Here is a 17,155-nt window from a genome sequence, read left to right on the forward strand (position 1 = left end):
CGCGCCACGAGAGCGCGGTCAGGCGACGGTTGCCTCGAGCCGGGATCCGTTGCGGCCGCGGCGTACATGCAGGCGGCTGGGGATGCGCTGGCGCATCTCGTCGACATGGCTGACCACGCCGACCACGCGGCCGCCCGCGCGGAGTTCGTCGAGGACGCCCATCACCGCGTCCAGGGTGTCGGCGTCGAGTCCGCCGAAGCCCTCGTCGATGAAGAGGGTGTCCAGCACCAGGCCGCCGGATTCGGCGGCGACGGTGTCGGCGAGGCCGAGCGCCAAAGACAATGACGCCATGAAGGTTTCGCCGCCGGAGAGGGTTTTGGCGGGGCGGATGGCGCCGGTGTAGTCGTCCCGGATGTCCAGGCCGAGACCGCCGCGTCGGCCGCGCGGGCCTGCCTTGTCGGTGTGCACGAATTCGTAACGGCCACCCGACATTCGGCGCAGGCGCAGCGAACCGGCCTGCGCCACTTCTTCCAGCCGGGCGGCGAGAACGTAAGAGCGCAGCGACATCCGGCGATTGTTCTCGCCGCGACCGGCCACCACCTCGGCCAGTCCGGCCAGCTCGTCGTGCGTGCGCTGTAGCGGCGCGATCCGATCCACCGCCGCCCACAGCTGTCCGCCTAGATCTTCGAGCAGGGCGACTCGCCTGCTCGCCTCGGCGTGCCCGGCGACGGCGGCGTTCAACTGGGTCTGTGCGGCCGCGACGGCGGCTTCGAGCTCGGTCAGGTCGCCGGGTTCGATCGATGCTGCCGCTCGGATTTCCGGTTCCGCGAGAACGGCTTCCGCGTGCGCTCGGGCACGGTCGGCGGCGGTCAGTTCCGCTTCGATGCCGGACTGCCGTTGCGGAGTCCGGCTGGCCGCGTTGACCACTCGCGCGTACGCGGTCAGACGCGCTACCTCATCTCGTTGGGCCGCAGCCGAAACACCCTGGCCAACAACGGCACTATGCGCATCATCGTCGGCGCCCACAGCGGTACCCCCTGCGACGTCAGCCTCAGCAGCGGCTGCACCCCCTACCCCAGCTACGTTGTTACCGGCACCGCCGGCCCCAGCACCGCCGCCCACTACAGCGTCTGCGGCTGCACCGCCTGCCCCAACTACGTTGTCCCCGGCAGCGCCGGCCCCAGCAGCGCAGGCGGGTTGAGCCGCAGTCTCCTGCTCGGGTACGAAACCGGCTGCACGGGACAAGTTTTCGACACGGTCGGCGATCACCGCAACCTGCTCGCGGGCTGCGGCGGCGTCGGCGCGTGCCTCACGCAGGGCGGTGGCGTCGGCGACGAGGGTGGTGAGGCGGGCGTAGCGGCGGTCGATGGTTTCGTCCGCGCCCGCGGCGGCGCGGAGGCGGTCGTTGAGTTCGGTGAGACGGGTTGTCACGGTGACGACGTTCGCGGCGACGGTGCTGCGGCGCGAATCGGATTCGCGGAGTTCGTCGTGCAGGCGGGACTCGTCGGTGCGCAAGCGGGCGAGTTCCGCGGTCAGGCCGTCGGCGAGGGCAGCCAGCTCGGCGGTGTCCTCGTAGCGGTCGGTGGCCGCGCGCAGAGCGGCAGCGAGTTCCACGCGGTCGACGTCGCCGCCACGGGCAGTGAGCGCCTCGATCTCCCGCTCCAAGACGGTGATCCGGGCGAAGACTCGATCCCGGGCGTCCTCGGCGGCACGTTCGGCCGCGACCGCGGCCTCCTCGGCCTCCTTGGCTACGGCGCCCGCGGTGGGGCGAGCGGGCGCTGGGTGATCGGCGGAGCCACACACCGTGCAGGGCAGACCGTCGGTCAGCCCGGCCGCCAATTCGGCCGCCATGCCTGCCAGCCTGCGTTCGCGCAGGTCGAGGACGCGCTCCTTGGCGTCGTTGTGCGCGGCACGGGCCGACTCGAACTCGACCCGTGCGTGATCCAGAGCTGTTTTGCGAGAAGCGAGTTCGACCGCAGCGGCGGCGGCCGTCTGTAGCCGCTCGCATTCGGCGGTCAAGGTCGGCAGTGTCGCGGCCGCAGTGGTCGCCTCGCGCAGGCGCGCCTCGAGGGTGGCGAGGGAGCCGGGGAGCTGCTCGCGCAGCCTGGTCAGTTTGGTCACCTGGGTATTGAGGGCCGCATCTTCGTCGCGCAGCCCCGCCAGCTCCCTCGTGAGCCGATCGGCCGTCGTCACGTCGATGCGCACCTCGTCCAGTGCGCCGATCTGCCCGCTCCACCGGCGAATCGCGCCATCGATGTCGGCGTCGTCCTTGATGACGGCCTGGCCGGGGGCGATCGCAGACTCGGCCTCCCCTACCCGATCCGCCCCGGCGCCATGGTGATTCGCGCGGGTCGACCGATCGGCGCCCACACTCGCGCCCACACTCGCGTACTCGACCAGTTCCGCGCCACCGAGATCGGCGGCACCGGGTTCGAGCAGCCGTGCTGCCAATTGCCCACTGGCGCTGAGCGCCTCGGCCGCTCGGCGGCGCATCGCCATGACGGCGTCGCGTGCCTCGTCGATGGCCGCGGCGACCGGCTCGGCACGCCGGGCCAGTTCGAGTTCGGCTTGCAGGGCGGCGCGCTGATCCGCCGCAGCGGCGTAGTCGTCGAGTTGCTTACGGGCGATGGACATTCGACGCCGTAGCTCGTGCAGGCGGCGCTGCTCTTCGGCGAGCCCCCGCACCCGCGCCGACTCCAGTTGGCAGCGTTCGGCTGCCGCGGCCGCGGTGGTCAGATCGGTGCGCGCCGTGGCAAGCAGGTCCTGCGACCAGCCGACGGCCTCCAGCGGGCCGAGCGTCTCGGCCGCGCTCGTGCCACCCGCGACGCCGAGCTGCGCGATCAACCGATCGATACCTTGCTTGCGCGCATCCAGGTCGGCGGCGGAGGCACGGCGCTTGTCCGCGAGCCACTGTTCGGCGCTGCCGAATCGCTCGGTGTCGAAGAGCTTTTCGAGCAGCTTCTCGCGATCTTCGTTGTCCGCCCGCAGGAATCGCGCGAAATCACCCTGTGGCAGCAGCACCACCTGGAAGAACTGGTCGGCACTCATACCGAGCAGCCGGATGATCTCGTCGCCGATATCCGGTATCCGGGAAAGGTTCTCGCCGCGCCCGTCCAACCAGGCCAGCGTCGCCTTGGCGGGGTCGGTGCGCATGCCGGTGCCACGCAGCTTCGGGCGTTCGAACTCGGGGATACGGGTCAGCCGCACTCGCCGGCCACCGAGGGTGGCCTCCAGGATCACCTGCGGCGGTGTCTGATCCGGTGCATGGTCGGAGTGCAGGCGTTTGCTTTCGCCGCGGGCGCCGGGGACCCGGCCGTAGAGCGCGAAGGCGATCGCGTCGAGCACGGTGGTCTTCCCCGCGCCGGTCTGCCCGTGCAGCAGGAAGAGTCCGTCGGCCCCGAGCGCGTCGAAGTCGACGACCGTGGTCTCGGCGAACGGGCCGAACGCGGTCATCTCCAGCCGGTGCAGCCTCATTCGGTGGCACCACCGCGGTCGGCCAGCGTGCTGGGGCGACCCGTGCGCGGACCGCTCGGTAGCGCGGGGCGAGCGGCGAGCCGCGCCCTCACGCCGAGAGTTCCGCTGCCGAGTCGGCGGCCGTCAGCGCCCGATCCGGCTCCGCGACGGCGGCCGCGAGCGCCCGTTCCAGCCAGGCCATTTCGCCGGCGCTCGGCTCGCCGCGGACGTCGGTGAGGAAGCTCTGCGCTACTTCGGTGTCGCGGCGGCCGTGCACCCGCTCACGGTAGCGCAATTCCGGGTTGCCTTCGGGACGCACCCACTCGACGTGCACCGCGTGCGGGAAGCGTTCGCGCAGCTTGCGCATCGCGTCGACCGGGCGGGTGGAGTCGGTGAGCACCGCGGAGACGTAGTGCTCCTCGGCGGCCGCGTGGTTCGTGTCGGTGAGCAACTCGTCGAGCGTTCCGGTGAGTTTGCTCAGGCCGCGGACCAGGGGCAGGTCGCGCCGTTCGACCGAGTGCAACCCGGCGGCATCGAGCTCGATGATCCACACCGCCTTGCAATGTGAGCTCTCCGCAAACGAATACGGCAGCGGGGAGCCGCAATAGCGCACGGACTCCGACAGCGTCTGCGGGGAATGCAGGTGGCCGAGCGCGACATAGTCGATGCCGTCGAAGGCGGACATGGGCACCGTCTCCACGCCGCCGACCGAGATGGAGCGCTCCGATCCGGTCGCCTCGCCACCGACGACGAAGGCGTGCGCGAGCACCACCGTGCGCGTGCCGTCGCGCTGCGCGATATCCGCGCGGATCCGGCGCATGGCCGCGTCGAGGATCTCCGCGTGCGAACGCGCCTGCGGCACATCGAGTTCCGCGCGGGTGATGTCGGGCTCCAGGTACGGAATGCCGTAGAACGCGACGGGACCGTGCTCGTCGTCGAGCAGTACCGGGCGGTCGGCATCGGCGACGGTGGTGCGCAGATACAGCCCGCCCGCCGCGGCGAAGCTGGCACCCGCGCCGAGCCGCGCGGGCGAATCATGGTTGCCCGAGGTGGCGACGATCCGGGCACCCGCCGCACGGATGGCCTCGAATCCGCGGTTGCACACCGCGATCGCGTCGGCACTCGGAATGGACCGGTCGTACACGTCGCCGGGCAGCACCACCACCTCGACCGACTCCTCGGCCACCAGCTCCGCGATCGCGGCCAGTGAACGTGCCTGGTCGGCAAGCAGATCGACCCCGTGGAACGTGCGCCCGATGTGCCAGTCCGAGGTGTGCAGCATCCGCATCCGCGAAACCGTAGGCCACCGCACCGACACAATTCAATTGCCGTGGCCGCCGTGTCGGATAGCCGCCCGTTTCTCCGGCGTGTCAGCGGTGATTCTTCCGGCACTCCGTGGCTATCCCGCTGTGCACGCAGACCTGCTGGAACCGATCCGGGTCACCCTGGCGGCCGACTCAGAGTTCCACCGGGAGCACGGTTTTCGTGGTCATTCCACGCGGCGGCGTGTCGCGGGCAGCGCACGACCAGCAGCCGCGAAGCGAGGTAGGTCACGAATTCGTTTGCCGCGTCATGACCGAGCGCGCCGTATGTACGGCTTGACCACCTCGTTTGCCGACACGGCGCTGCGTAATTGCCAACCGGCGGCACTTGTCGGTGGCGTGCGGCACTATCGGCGTTATGACCGCACCGATGCTTGTCGCACTGATGCTGGTATTCGCCGCTGGAGTCGGGCTCGGCTGGCTCGGCCATGCCGCGCGCGCCGGGCATCGGGCAACTGCGGCGGAGGCAAGACTGGCCGCGGCCACCGACAACGAGCGGCTGCTGCGGCAGTCGCTCACCGCGGCGAACGAGGATGCGGCGCGCAGGCATTCGCACGCGATCGGTGCCATGGTCGACCCGCTGCGCGAAGCGGTCGGCGCGCTGAACCAGCACATCCAGCAGGTCGAGCACCATCGGATCAACGCGTATTCGGGTCTGCGGGAGCAGGTGGCGGGCATGCAGCGCACCTCGCTGCAACTGACCAGCCAGACCAGCCAGCTGGTCGCCGCGCTGCGGGCGCCGCAGGTGCGCGGGCGATGGGGCGAGATCCAATTGGAGCGCGTGGTCGAACTCGCCGGCATGACCAGGCACGTCGACTTCGACACCCAGGTGACCCGCGCGGCCCGCGGCAACGGCGCGGGCGACCGGACCGGCAACGTCCGGCCCGACCTGGTGGTGAACCTGGCGGGCGGCAGGCACATCGTGGTCGACGCCAAGGTCCCGTTCAGTGCCTATCTCGACGCCAGCACGGTCGATGATCCGGACATCAGGGCCGAGCATCTCACCAGGCACGCGAAACACCTACGCGGACATATCGACCAGCTGGCCGACAAGGCGTACTGGGCCGCTTTCGATCCGGCGCCGGAGTTCGTCGTGCTGTTCGTGCCCGGCGATCCGTTCCTGGACGCCGCGTTGACCACCGACTCCGGCTTGCTGGAGTACGCGTTCGGCCGGAACGTGATCCTCGCGACGCCGACCACTTTGATCGCCTTGCTGCGCACGGTCGCGTTCAGCTGGCGGCAAGAAGCACTGTCCCGGGATATGGCAACCGTTCAGCAATTGGGCAAGGAGTTGTACGCCCGGCTCGGCATGACCGGTCGGCATCTGGACCGGCTCGGCGCGCAACTCGGTAAGGCCGTGGACGCTTTCAACTACACCGTGGCATCGGTGGAATCGCGGGTCATGGTCACCGCACGCAAACTGCACGACCTGGAAATTGCGGAAGAGGAGGTGCCGGCAATCCAGCGGGTGGATTCCTGGCCACGCGCGGTGGGCTTCGCCGACGCCGCTGATTAGCCGGATAACCGCCGTGCCATAACGCCCTCCGGCGCGGCGCCGGTTAGTGTTCACAATGTGGCTGCTTCCCAACGTGTGCGAACCCGGGTGCCCGCGCCGCAACGCTCGATACTGCCGACCGTTCCGGGTCTCCCGGTGGGTGCGGCGGTCCTGATCGCGGTTGCCTGCACGTTTCTGGGTTTCTTGATCGATGCGAACGGCGACAGTACCGATCTGACCGGTACCTTCGCCGCGCTGTACATCGTCGGTTGTCTGGCAGCCGTGCTGACGGTCCGCTATCGCGGCCTGTTCACCACCATGGTGCTGCCGCCGTTGCTGTTGTTCGTCGCCGTCCCGCTCGCCTACAAGCAGCTGACCGGCGTCGCGATGAGCTCGATCACCGAAATCCTGCTGAAGCTGGCGGTCCCGCTGGTGGAGCGCTTCCCCACGATGTTCCTCGCCACCGCCCTGGTACTGCTGATCGGCGGGGCGCGCATCATGATGCAGCGCCGCGGCGAGCCCGGCGAGCGCGCGACGGAATCGCGGCGCGGCGAAAGCTGGGGCCGGACCGCCACCAAGCGCCCGCGCTCCGGCCGGACCGGCGCCGCGGGCCTGGCCGAGTCGGCCCGCCGCCGCACCCGCCGCCCCAAGGACGAAGCGGACGACCTAGAGCATGACCTCGAGGAGAAGACCCCGCGGCCGTCCCGTCGGCCCGCACCCTCCGTGGCCGACGCGCCGCCGCGGGTCGCCGCGCCCGCCCGGCCCCGCGAGGGGCGCCCCGCCCCGCGCACCGGCGCCCGCCCCGCCGCGGCGCCACCGCGCACGGACAACGAACCGCCGCGCGGCAATCCGCCGCGCCGCCGGGGCGATCTGCCGCCGCCGCACCCCCAGCCCAACGTCCGCTACCGCGAACGGGATTCGAGCCGCACCGACCGCCGCAGGCCCGAGAACCTGTAGCCGCAGGCGCTCAGTTACTCAGTCCGCCTGCGAACGGCATCGACCGCCAGTACTCGATGGACGGTGTCAAAGCCTCCGAGAGCATGGGCAGCTGCGGCACCACCGCGAGGCAGGCCAGCGTTCTGGCCATGCCTACGGCGTTGATGAAACGCATCAGGCGTTCGTCCAGCGGACGCAGGCCGCGGCGCTCCGCCGCGGCGTTGTACGCGGCCTCGCATTCGGGGCCGAGAAACGCCAGATCCCATTCGACCGGGCCGAGCGTGGTCAGCTCGAAGTCGGCATACAACAACCCGTCCGAGGTATGCACGACATTGACCGCGGGCGCGTCCCCGTGGATCGGCTGGAGGTCGACGCCGGGGAACTCCGCCTCGAACGCCGCACGCGACCGGATGATCGGCTCCAGGATCTCCCATTCCCGCTGCGCACGATCGAGATCTGCGGCGTCGATGAGGTCGGGACTCTGCGCGAGGGCGGCCAGGCTCTCCGTGACCACCGCCGGTTCCGCCGAGGACAGGAACGGCAGCTCGCCCGGGTAACCGCGCAGCGCGGCGTGCAGGTCCGCGATCAGGCCGCAGTGGTGCACGTAGTCGGGCTCGACGCTCGCGTCCACCTCGACGAACTGCCAGAACGTCATCGAGAAACCGTTGCGCCGCACGGGTTCCCGTGGCACGAGCGGGCTCGGCGGAATCACCGGGATGCCCTGTTCCGCGAGCCACGCCACCACTTCGAGCTCCGAGCGCTGGCGTGTCGTTTGCGGGTCGAGGTCGGCCGAGAGCAGGACGGTGGGTACCCGGACCACCACGGGTGACGGGGCGAGGTGCACGACCACGGAGAACGCGTCGTGCAGGACCTTCGGGTCGGTCACGGTCAGCCCGAGGTCACGGCCCGCGTCGACCGCCGCGGCAACCGCTCGGGTGGTGCGGGCGGCGAGCTGGTCGGATGTCATGGCTGCTGGCATGCGGCGATGGTGTCAGGCCGGGCGGCCGCGGCGCGACATATTTATCGTGCCGCGCGCCCGGAGCGGCTTGCCCCCGTGCTGAAGACGGGTACGGCTGACAGAACCGTACTGCCGAGGATTTCGAGACACGCCGACGATCCGCAGTCCCGTTCAGCCGCAGCGGAATCCGCTCGTCAGCACTGAACTGTTCTCCGAACAACGACACCTGTGTAACTCCGCGAAGTCCGGCGGCGATGAGGGTGCGTCGGGGCGAAACCGACCCGACGGTTAGGGGTTATGCACGTGCGCAAGTTAATTCAGCGAGCGATTGTCCTCGTTGCGGCAGCGGTTACTGTCGCCGCCTGTGGCGGCGGGGGTGATTCGGAGCCGACAACCGCGGCAAATCCTCCCAGCTCTACGGTCGCCGGCACCACCGTCCCTGGCCCGAATGTCCCCGGCAAGACCATCCCCAGCATGGCCGCTCCCGGCACGACCGGTCCGCCCAAGGCCAATTCCGCGGCGACAAGTACGCCACCGGGCGAGGGGACCTTGGCCGCAGCGCCGCCGGCGAACAATCCGCCGCCGCAGGGCAACGGCACCATCATCATCACCACCGTCACAACGTCCGGCAACCGCGTACCCCGCGTGCCGGTCTATATCCGCCAGATGGTGCCCTGCGATCCCACCATTCCGGGAATTCCGCAGCACGCCCGGGAGGCATCCGTCCGGGAAAGCACTACGGACTATGCCGGTGAAGCGGTCTTCACCGCGCCGGTCGGCTGCTACATCGTCGGCATGACCGCTCCGCCCGGAACCTCCCCGGCAACCGGGGAATGGCCGAGCCTCTCCATCGCGCGAGAAGGCCAGGTAGCCAACGCGGAATTGCGTTTCTACGACTCCGCGCCCGATCCATGCTCGGCCGAAACCATCGCACGCGACCTGGCCAAGCAAGGTGGAATCCCTACGGGGATGCCATCGGTGCGTGAATGCGACGGGAATTGGGCGGTCATCTCCTGGGATTCGCCCGGCGATACCCAGCGAATCGTGTACAGCGTCCCGGACCGCTGGAGCACGTATCTGGTCTTCCCCCACGACAAGTGCTGGGCGCAGGCCGAGAGCGAGGGAGTCCCGGCACGGTTGAAGCCGTACTTCTCCTGCTGAGTGCATCGACGACCAAGCCGCCCACTGTGTTTCGGTGGGCGGCCCGGTTGGCCTGGTCACCCACAAACGCGATCCACACCCAGCTCAACACCAGATGGTTCGGCGCAGCTCAACGCCGACGGCTAGGCGCAGCTCAGCGCCGAGTGGTGCGCAGCTCGCGCGGCAGCGAGAAGACCAAGGTCTCGTTCGCCGTGGTCACCGGCTGAACATCGGCGTAGCCGTGCTCTTCCAGCATGTCCAGCACACCGCGGACCAGGATCTCCGGCACCGAAGCGCCCGAGGTGATGCCGACGGTGCGGACGTCGGTGAGCCACGCGGGGTCCACCTCGCGGGCGTAGTCGACCAGGTACGAAGCTTTGGCACCGGCATTGAGCGCGACCTCGACCAGGCGCACCGAGTTCGAGGAGTTGCGCGAGCCGACGACGATCACCAGATCGCATTCCGGCGCCATCGCCTTCACCGCGACCTGACGGTTCTGGGTGGCGTAGCAGATGTCGTCGCTGGGCGGATCCTGCAGGGCGGGGAAGCGCTCGCGCAGCCGCTGCACCGTCTCCATCGTCTCGTCGACGCTCAGCGTGGTCTGTGAGAGCCAAATCACCTTCGACTCGTCGCGAACGGTGACCTTGTCCACCGAGCCGGGGCCGTCCACCAGCTGCACGTGGTCGGGCGCCTCGCCCGCCGTGCCCTCGACTTCCTCGTGGCCCTCGTGGCCGATCAGCAGGATGTCGTAGTCGTCGCGGGCGAACCGCTTGGCCTCCTGGTGCACCTTCGTCACCAGCGGGCAGGTCGCGTCGATGGTGTGCAGGTTGCGGGCGGCGGCCGAGGTGTGCACCGCGGGCGAGACACCGTGTGCGGAGAACACGACCACCGAGTTCTCGGGCACCTCGTCGGTCTCGTCGACGAAGATGACGCCCTGCTCACGCAGCGTTTCTACGACGTGGCGGTTGTGCACGATCTCCTTGCGCACGTAGATCGGCGCACCGTGCTTCTCGAGCGTCTTCTCGACGGTTTCCACCGCTCGGTCCACGCCGGCGCAGTACCCCCGCGGCTCGGCGAGCAGCACCCGCTTGCCGCCGACGGGATCGACGGTTCCGGCACCCGCTGAGCGGGTGATTCCGACGTTCAAGGGTATGGCCGAGGACATGCCGACAGCTTACGTGCGCCGACCGACTATCCGCCGTCCGGGCAGTACGCCGAAGTCGCTACCGTGCGGCGAGGCGCGGTCCGTACGCGCCGTGACATACGCCAGAATCACTCTCGTGAGCCCCGACCTTTGCATAGCACACCATTTCGGGCAGGCTAGGACCATGTTTCGACCACCGTTCCTGGCCCGGGTAGCCGCCGGGGCCGCCGTTTACGCCGTTGAGGAAACTCGTCGGCTACCCACGGCCGCAATGAATTTACCGATCACCGCCATCAGCCAGCTGCTGCAGACGACGATGCACGTCCAGCAGTTCGTGACGAGCCTCGCGCTCAAGGGCGACGCGGTCTTCGATCGACTGGCCAATTCTCCGGAGGAACAGCCGGAGTGGGCCACCTTCGACGAGGACCTCGACCCGGAGCCGGCCCACAGCGGCAGCACGACGCGCACCAGCCGCTTCGACCTGTACGCCACCGACGAGCCCGAGCCTGCCACCTACCCGGCTCGCGAGACACTGCCCGCCGAAGCCGCCGCCCGCGCCGCCGAGGGCAACGGCCACAGCACCTCGGTATCGAGCGCCGACGAGCCGGAAACCGCTGAGCCGGTAACGGAAACAAAACTCGAGATCGTCCCCGCGGCCGACCCCGCGCCGGAGATCAGCGTGCCGGAGGTAGCCACCCGCTACGACTACGGCGGCATGACCCTGGCTCAGCTGCGTGCCCGCCTGCGCATGCTGACCGTCGAAGACCTCACCGCGCTGCTGGATTACGAGCAGCAGACCCGCAACCGGGCGCCGTTCGTGACCATGCTGACGAATCGGATCGCCACCGTGCAGGCGCAGTGACCGAAACCATGCGCGGAAGCCTCCTCGGGCCGCCCGGCCTCGGGTGCCACGCACACCTTCGTCGACGGTTGGCCGGGTGACCCCCGGTCAACCGGAGCGCACCGGCCAACCGCCCGCACCGGCCCCCGCCGCGCCCGCGAGTTCCGCCGCGCCCGCCAACTCCGCCGAGCAGCCGTACCCGGTGCGCTCCGTCGCGATCAAGGTCGCGCAGTGGATCGACCGGCTCGGCAGCATCTGGGTCGAGGGCCAGATCACCCAGATCAACCTGCGCCCGGGCACCCGCACCGCGTTCCTGGTGCTGCGTGACCCGTCCGCGGACATGTCGCTGTCGGTGACCTGCGATCCGGACCTCATCCGTAAGTCCCCGATCCCGCTGCAGGAAGGCAGCCGGGTCGTGGTCTACGGCAAGCTCTCGTTCTTCACCGGCCGCGGCACCCTGTCGTTGCGCGTCATCGAGATTCGCCCGGTCGGCATCGGTGAACTGCTCGCCCGCATCGAGCGGCTGAAGGCCCTGCTCGCCGCCGAAGGCCTCTTCGACGTGCGGCTCAAGCGGCCGCTGCCGTTCCTGCCCAAGACCGTCGGCCTGATCACCGGCCGGGCCAGCGCCGCCGAACGCGACGTTCTGACGGTGGCCAGAAATCGCTGGCCCGCAGTGCGTTTCGAGATCCGCAATACCGCCGTGCAGGGTCCGACCGCGGTGCCGCAGATGCTCGAGGCCCTCGCCCAGCTCGACCGCGACCCGTCCGTCGAGGTGATCGTGCTCGCCCGCGGCGGCGGCAGCGTCGAGGACCTGCTGGCCTTCTCCGACGAGGCGCTGTGCCGCGCCATCGTCGCCGCGACCACCCCCATCGTGAGCGCGATCGGCCACGAGCCGGACAACCCGCTCAGCGATCTCGTCGCCGACTTACGCGCCGCGACGCCTACCGATGCCGCCAAGCGCGTGGTGCCCGACGCCGCCGCGGAACTGGCCGGTGTGCGCGATATGCGCGCCCGCTCCGCCGCCGCGCTGCGCGGCTGGGTCGACCGCGAGACCCGCGCGCTGACCCAACTGCGTTCGCGCCCCGTGCTCGCCGATCCGCTGCGCGAAATCGACCGGCGCCGTGAGGAAATCGAGCGCCTGCGCGCCTCGACCCGCCGCTGTGCCGAGCAGTTCATTCGCACCGAGGCCACCGCGACCCGCCACCTGCGCGAGAAGCTGACCGCGGTGGGCCCGGCCGCCACCCTGGCCCGTGGCTACGCTGTCGTGCAGCGCGTCGCCGGCCCGGAACGGCACGTAGTACGCACGATCGAGGACTCACCCGCGGGCAGCCAGCTGCGTATCAGGGTCGCCGACGGCGCGGTCACCGCAGCCGCGCTCGGCACCCAAGCACTAGGCCCCCGCACCCAGGACAAGACCGACACCACAACAAGGAGCTGACCTTGGCCGAGCCCGGCAAGGATGCCGAGACCGAATTGGCTGAGATCGCCACCTTCGGCTACGAGCGTGCCCGTGACGAACTGGTCAATGTCGTGAAGATGCTCGAACAGGGCGGCCTCGACCTCGATGAGTCGCTTGCTCTATGGGAGCGCGGCGAAGCGTTGGCCAACCGCTGCGAGGAACACCTGGCCGGTGCCAGGAAGCGCGTCGAGGACGCGCTGTCCCGCACCGACCTGGAGAGCGAGAAATGACGATCCGCCGGGCGACGCCGGACATCCACGCCACCGACATCGAGCGCAGCCGCGACTTCTACCGGCTGCTCGGCTTCGAGGAGGCGATGGACCTCGGCTGGGTCGTCACGATGGCCTCTCCCGCCAACCCCACCGCCCAGGTGCTGCTCATCGGCCCCGGCGCGGAGAAGTTGCAGCCGAACATGAGCGTCGAGGTCGAAGACGTGGACGCCGTGCACGCGGCGATGACCGCCGCGGGCGCCGACATCGTCTATCCGCTGACCGACGAACAGTGGGGCGTGCGCCGCTTCTTCGTCCGCGACCCCAGCGGCACCATCGTCAACGTGGTCAACCACCGCTAGGGAAACGTGCAGGCGGGGCCGCCGCCGGAGCTGTCGACCCAGCCGGCGCGCAACATCTTCAGCAGTCTGCACAGGTAGTCGCCGGCCGAACCAGGGGCGGCCGAACCGCTGTCGGCGACGAGCGTCGGGGTCGAGTGATCGAGCGGGGTGGCGGCGGTCGCCGTCACCGGTGCCAGCAGCATGGTCGCGACCGCGAGGCCTGCAATGGTTTTCTTCATAAGCTCTGTCCGAGTTCGTCCGAATCCCCGCCCAGCAAGCAGTATTCGACGATTTCGCCCGCTGCGCACGACCCCATTCATCAGGGCTCGCCGCGCACCCGGGGTCAGGGCTTGATCGGCGGTGCCGCGGTGATGGCCTGCGCCAGCGTGACGAACGACTCACGCTGACCGGCGCCGGTGATGAGCACCCGCACCTGGCCCAGGTCGGTGATCCAGGCCGATTCCGAGCCGGGCTCGGCGTAGACGATCCATTTCTGGTCGCCGATCTGCTCGGTACCGGTGGCGTAGCGGGAGCCGAGCACGAAGCGGGACAGGGCTTCCTCGGTCGCGCTGCTCTGACTGAAGCGCATGTAGGCGCCGTGGCCAGTGATATAGCCGACAGTGCTGATCGGACCGCCGCCGGTGCCGCTGATGTTCTCGCGGCTGCCGGAGTTGGGGGTCCAGTCGGCGGGCACGGCCGGGTTCCGGATGGGGAACGGCAGGCTGCGCGCGTCGGACGTCAGCGCGGCCTTCGCATCGAAGTGCGGGATCTGCCCCTGCGTCGGACCCTTTGCGGCGAAACTGCATTGGCTCGCCAGGCCGGCGAAAACCACGGCGATCAACACGAGGGGGATCAGTGACCAGAACAGATCCCGGTAGTCGTTCATGATGCGTGGCTTTTGCGGGGACACGCACTCAGTATCCACTCGCGCGTCCGGCGCCCCCGCACGCACCCCGATCGACCGAGCAGGGTGTACGCCCGTCTCAGTTCGAGTGAGACAATCGTCCGGACCGACGCGCGCGGTCATGCAGCTTGCGTAACCCCAGGACCCCGCGCGCGGCGCACAGCTTTTGTACCGACGCACAGGAGGCACCCCGCAATGACGGCATCTTCCCCGACACCGAGCCGCCGCGAGGCGCCGGACCGCAACCTCGCGCTCGAGCTGGTCCGCGTCACCGAGGCCGGTGCGATGGCCGCAGGGCGCTGGGTCGGGCGCGGCGACAAGGAGGGGGGCGACGGCGCCGCGGTCGACGCGATGCGCCAGTTGGTCAACTCGGTCTCCATGCGCGGCGTGGTCGTCATCGGCGAGGGCGAGAAGGACGAGGCGCCCATGCTGTTCAACGGCGAGCTCGTCGGTGACGGCACCGGACCCGAGGTCGATTTCGCGGTCGACCCGGTCGACGGCACCACGCTGATGTCGAAGGGCTCCCCCGGTGCCATCGCGGTGCTCGCGGTCGCCCAGCGCGGCGCGATGTTCGACCCGTCCGCGGTGTTCTACATGAGCAAGATCGCGGTCGGCCCGGACGCCGCCGACGTGATCGACATCTCGGTCCCGATCGGCGAGAACATCCGGCGGGTCGCCAAGGCCAAAGGCCTGTCGAAGTCGGACCTGACCGTCTGCATCCTGGACCGGCCCCGGCATGCCGAGCTGATCCAGCAGGTCCGCGACGCGGGCGCGCGCATCCGGCTGATCTCCGACGGCGACGTCGCGGGCGCCATCGCCGCGGCCAGGCCCGACTCGGGCACCGACATCCTGGTCGGTGTCGGCGGTACTCCCGAGGGCATCATCGCGGCCGCCGCGATGCGCTGTATGGGTGGCGAGCTGCAGGGCATGCTGGCCCCCACCGACGACGACGAGCGGCAGAAGGCGATCGACGCGGGCCACGATCTGGATCGGGTGCTCACCACCGAGGATCTGGTGGCCGGCGACAACGTCTTCTTCTGCGCCACCGGCGTCACCGACGGCGACCTGCTGCGCGGCGTGCGCTACTACGGCGGCGGCGCGTCCACCCAGTCGATCGTGATGCGCTCCAAGTCCGGCACGGTCCGGATGATCGACGCCTACCACCGGCTGACCAAGCTGCGCGAGTACTCCTCGGTCGACTTCATCGGTGACGAGCACGCGGTGCCGCCGCTGCCCTGATCCGGCACCATCGAGATCCGGAGACGCGCAGGTATCCCCTGCGCGTCTCTGCTTTTCGGGCCCAGCGAGGCGAGTCGAACGGTCACGCGCCGCGACCTGTCGACCGCCCCGCGGATATTCCGGGTGCGACACAGTCGAGGGTGTGCGAATCACTACAGGCGTGGCAGCCCCATGACGGTCGTCTCGGGCATATGGTCGGAAACATGACGGAGGAGACGCAGTACCGCATCGAGCACGACACCATGGGCGAGGTCAGGGTCCCGGTGGACGCGCTGTGGCGGGCGCAGACCCAGCGGGCCGTGGAGAACTTCCCGATCAGCGGACGCGGCCTGGAGCGCGCGCAGATCCGCGCGCTCGGCCTGCTGAAGGCCGCCTGCGCCAAGGTGAATCGGGATCTGGGGCTGCTCGACCCCGCGAAGGCCGACGCCATCATCGCCGCCGCCGACGAGATCGCCGCGGGCCAGCACGACGACCAGTTCCCGATCGATGTTTTCCAGACCGGCTCGGGCACCAGCTCGAACATGAACGCCAACGAGGTGATCGCCTCGATCGCCAAGGCGAACGGCGTCACCGTGCACCCGAACGACGACGTGAACATGTCGCAGTCGTCCAACGACACCTTCCCCACCGCGGTGCATCTCGCCGCGACCGAGGCGATCATCACCGACCTGGTGCCCGCGCTCGAGCACCTGCGGCTGGCCCTGCTGGACAAGTCGACCGAGTGGCGGACCGTGGTCAAGTCCGGGCGCACCCATCTGATGGACGCGGTGCCGGTGACCCTCGGCCAGGAGTTCGGCGGTTACACCCGCCAGATCGCCGCGGGCATCGACCGTCTCATGGCGACGCTGCCGCGCCTCGGCGAGCTGCCCATCGGCGGCACCGCGGTGGGCACCGGCCTCAATGCGCCAGATGGGTTCGGCGGGAAGGTCGTTGCCGAACTGGTCCGTTCGACCGGACTCGACGCGCTGCGCGAGGCCAGGGATCACTTCGAAGCGCAGGCGGCCCGGGACGGACTGGTCGAGGCGTCGGGTGCGGCGCGCACCGTCGCGGTGAGTCTCACCAAGATCGCCAACGACATTCGCTGGATGGGCTCGGGCCCGCTGACCGGCCTGGGCGAACTGCAGCTGCCCGATCTGCAGCCCGGTAGTTCGATCATGCCCGGCAAGGTCAATCCGGTGCTGCCCGAGGCGGTTACGCAGGTCGCGGCGCAGGTGATCGGTAATGACGCCACTGTCGCGTTCGGCGGCGCGAACGGCGCCTTCGAACTGAATGTCTATATCCCGGTGATGGCGCGCAATCTGCTCGAGTCGATTCGCTTGCTCGCCAATGTTTCCCGGCTCTTCGCCGATAAGTGTGTGCGCGGGCTTGTTGCCAATGTCGATCATCTGCGCACCTTGGCGGAGTCCTCGCCCTCCATTGTGACCCCGCTGAATTCGGCGATCGGTTACGAGGAGGCGGCAGCCGTTGCCAAAGAAGCGTTGAAGCACAAGAAGACAATTCGCCAGACGGTTATCGATCGCGGTCTGCTCGATGAGAAGCTCACCGAGGAAGAACTCGACCGCCGATTGGATGTGCTGTCGATGGCTAAGGTCGAAGGCAAGAAATAGTCAGTACTTTCGACGCCGCGTCGAGCGCCACGTTGGACACCCTCATACCGGTCCAACGTGACGCCCGAACAAGCGTGTGCGCGGGTATGTCAGCCGAAGTCGACGTACCCGCGCGGGGCATCACAAAAAGATGCCGAGTGCTGCGAGGAATGCGCCCGCGCCGAGTG

15 protein-coding genes are annotated in these 17,155 nt (G+C 69.3%); 9 read left to right on the forward strand and 6 right to left on the reverse strand.

Features of this window, described 5'->3' with window-relative positions; all coding sequences use genetic code 11:
- Window positions 1-18: 18 nt before the first annotated feature.
- The gene (locus tag IBX18_RS27555; RefSeq protein ID WP_194836382.1) at window positions 19-3,414 is read right to left on the reverse strand and encodes an AAA family ATPase; all 3,396 of its coding nucleotides are present in this window, start codon (window positions 3,412-3,414) and stop codon (window positions 19-21) included.
- Between the two features lie 88 nt (window positions 3,415-3,502).
- Window positions 3,503-4,681 (reverse strand): exonuclease SbcCD subunit D, encoded by a 1,179-nt coding sequence (locus IBX18_RS27560; protein ID WP_194836383.1) that lies wholly within the window; start codon window positions 4,679-4,681, stop codon window positions 3,503-3,505.
- Between the two features lie 392 nt (window positions 4,682-5,073).
- Between IBX18_RS27560 and IBX18_RS27565 the strand changes: the two genes are divergently transcribed.
- A complete protein-coding gene (locus tag IBX18_RS27565; RefSeq protein WP_135233203.1) occupies window positions 5,074-6,231 on the forward strand; it encodes a DNA recombination protein RmuC in 1,158 nt (385 codons plus the stop codon).
- Between the two features lie 57 nt (window positions 6,232-6,288).
- The gene (locus IBX18_RS27570; RefSeq protein WP_194836384.1) at window positions 6,289-7,167 is read left to right on the forward strand and encodes a DUF6542 domain-containing protein; all 879 of its coding nucleotides are present in this window, start codon (window positions 6,289-6,291) and stop codon (window positions 7,165-7,167) included.
- Between the two features lie 10 nt (window positions 7,168-7,177).
- Here IBX18_RS27570 and IBX18_RS27575 read toward each other — a convergent pair whose 3' ends face one another.
- Window positions 7,178-8,125 carry an aminoglycoside phosphotransferase family protein gene (locus IBX18_RS27575; protein WP_194836385.1) on the reverse strand — a complete coding sequence of 316 codons (948 nt, stop codon included), beginning with the start codon at window positions 8,123-8,125 and terminating at the stop codon, window positions 7,178-7,180.
- Between the two features lie 453 nt (window positions 8,126-8,578).
- Here IBX18_RS27575 and IBX18_RS27580 point away from each other — a divergent pair, with 453 nt between their 5' ends.
- Window positions 8,579-9,265, forward strand: coding sequence for a hypothetical protein (locus tag IBX18_RS27580; protein WP_194836386.1), 687 nt, complete (start codon window positions 8,579-8,581; stop codon window positions 9,263-9,265).
- A gap of 133 nt (window positions 9,266-9,398) precedes the next feature.
- On the opposite strand, the gene IBX18_RS27585 is transcribed toward IBX18_RS27580, so the two are convergent.
- Window positions 9,399-10,409, reverse strand: coding sequence for a 4-hydroxy-3-methylbut-2-enyl diphosphate reductase (locus IBX18_RS27585; RefSeq protein WP_194836387.1), 1,011 nt, complete (start codon window positions 10,407-10,409; stop codon window positions 9,399-9,401).
- A 163-nt stretch (window positions 10,410-10,572) separates the two neighbouring features.
- Here IBX18_RS27585 and IBX18_RS27590 point away from each other — a divergent pair, with 163 nt between their 5' ends.
- The 4 genes from IBX18_RS27590 to IBX18_RS27605 all read left to right on the forward strand — a co-directional run bounded on the left by IBX18_RS27590 (window position 10,573) and on the right by IBX18_RS27605 (window position 13,259).
- Entirely contained in the window at window positions 10,573-11,250 is a 678-nt protein-coding gene (locus IBX18_RS27590; protein ID WP_194836388.1) for a lipid droplet-associated protein, read from the forward strand.
- A gap of 76 nt (window positions 11,251-11,326) precedes the next feature.
- Window positions 11,327-12,667, forward strand: coding sequence for an exodeoxyribonuclease VII large subunit (gene xseA / locus IBX18_RS27595; RefSeq protein ID WP_194836389.1), 1,341 nt, complete (start codon window positions 11,327-11,329; stop codon window positions 12,665-12,667).
- 2 nt (window positions 12,668-12,669) lie between these two features.
- Window positions 12,670-12,918, forward strand: coding sequence for an exodeoxyribonuclease VII small subunit (locus IBX18_RS27600; RefSeq protein ID WP_194836390.1), 249 nt, complete (start codon window positions 12,670-12,672; stop codon window positions 12,916-12,918).
- Window positions 12,915-13,259, forward strand: a complete 345-nt coding sequence (locus tag IBX18_RS27605) for a VOC family protein (RefSeq protein WP_194836391.1) — start codon at window positions 12,915-12,917, stop codon at window positions 13,257-13,259. Before IBX18_RS27600 ends, IBX18_RS27605 begins: the two co-directional genes overlap by 4 nt.
- Here the strand turns inward: IBX18_RS27605 and IBX18_RS27610 are convergent.
- Window positions 13,256-13,477 carry a hypothetical protein gene (locus IBX18_RS27610; RefSeq protein WP_194836392.1) on the reverse strand — a complete coding sequence of 74 codons (222 nt, stop codon included), beginning with the start codon at window positions 13,475-13,477 and terminating at the stop codon, window positions 13,256-13,258. The genes IBX18_RS27605 and IBX18_RS27610 overlap by 4 nt on opposite strands.
- Before the next feature lie 104 nt (window positions 13,478-13,581).
- Complete coding sequence (locus tag IBX18_RS27615; protein WP_194836393.1) at window positions 13,582-14,148, reverse strand: DUF4245 domain-containing protein; 567 nt, start codon at window positions 14,146-14,148, stop codon at window positions 13,582-13,584.
- A gap of 189 nt (window positions 14,149-14,337) precedes the next feature.
- Between IBX18_RS27615 and glpX the strand changes: the two genes are divergently transcribed.
- Complete coding sequence (gene glpX / locus IBX18_RS27620; RefSeq protein WP_107659175.1) at window positions 14,338-15,381, forward strand: class II fructose-bisphosphatase; 1,044 nt, start codon at window positions 14,338-14,340, stop codon at window positions 15,379-15,381.
- A gap of 203 nt (window positions 15,382-15,584) precedes the next feature.
- On the forward strand, window positions 15,585-16,988 hold the full coding sequence (locus IBX18_RS27625; RefSeq protein WP_194836394.1) for a class II fumarate hydratase: 1,404 nt from the start codon (window positions 15,585-15,587) through the stop codon (window positions 16,986-16,988).
- Window positions 16,989-17,155 lie beyond the last annotated feature (167 nt).

This window comes from Nocardia sp. XZ_19_369 (assembly GCF_015355715.1).
Classification (GTDB): domain Bacteria; phylum Actinomycetota; class Actinomycetes; order Mycobacteriales; family Mycobacteriaceae; genus Nocardia.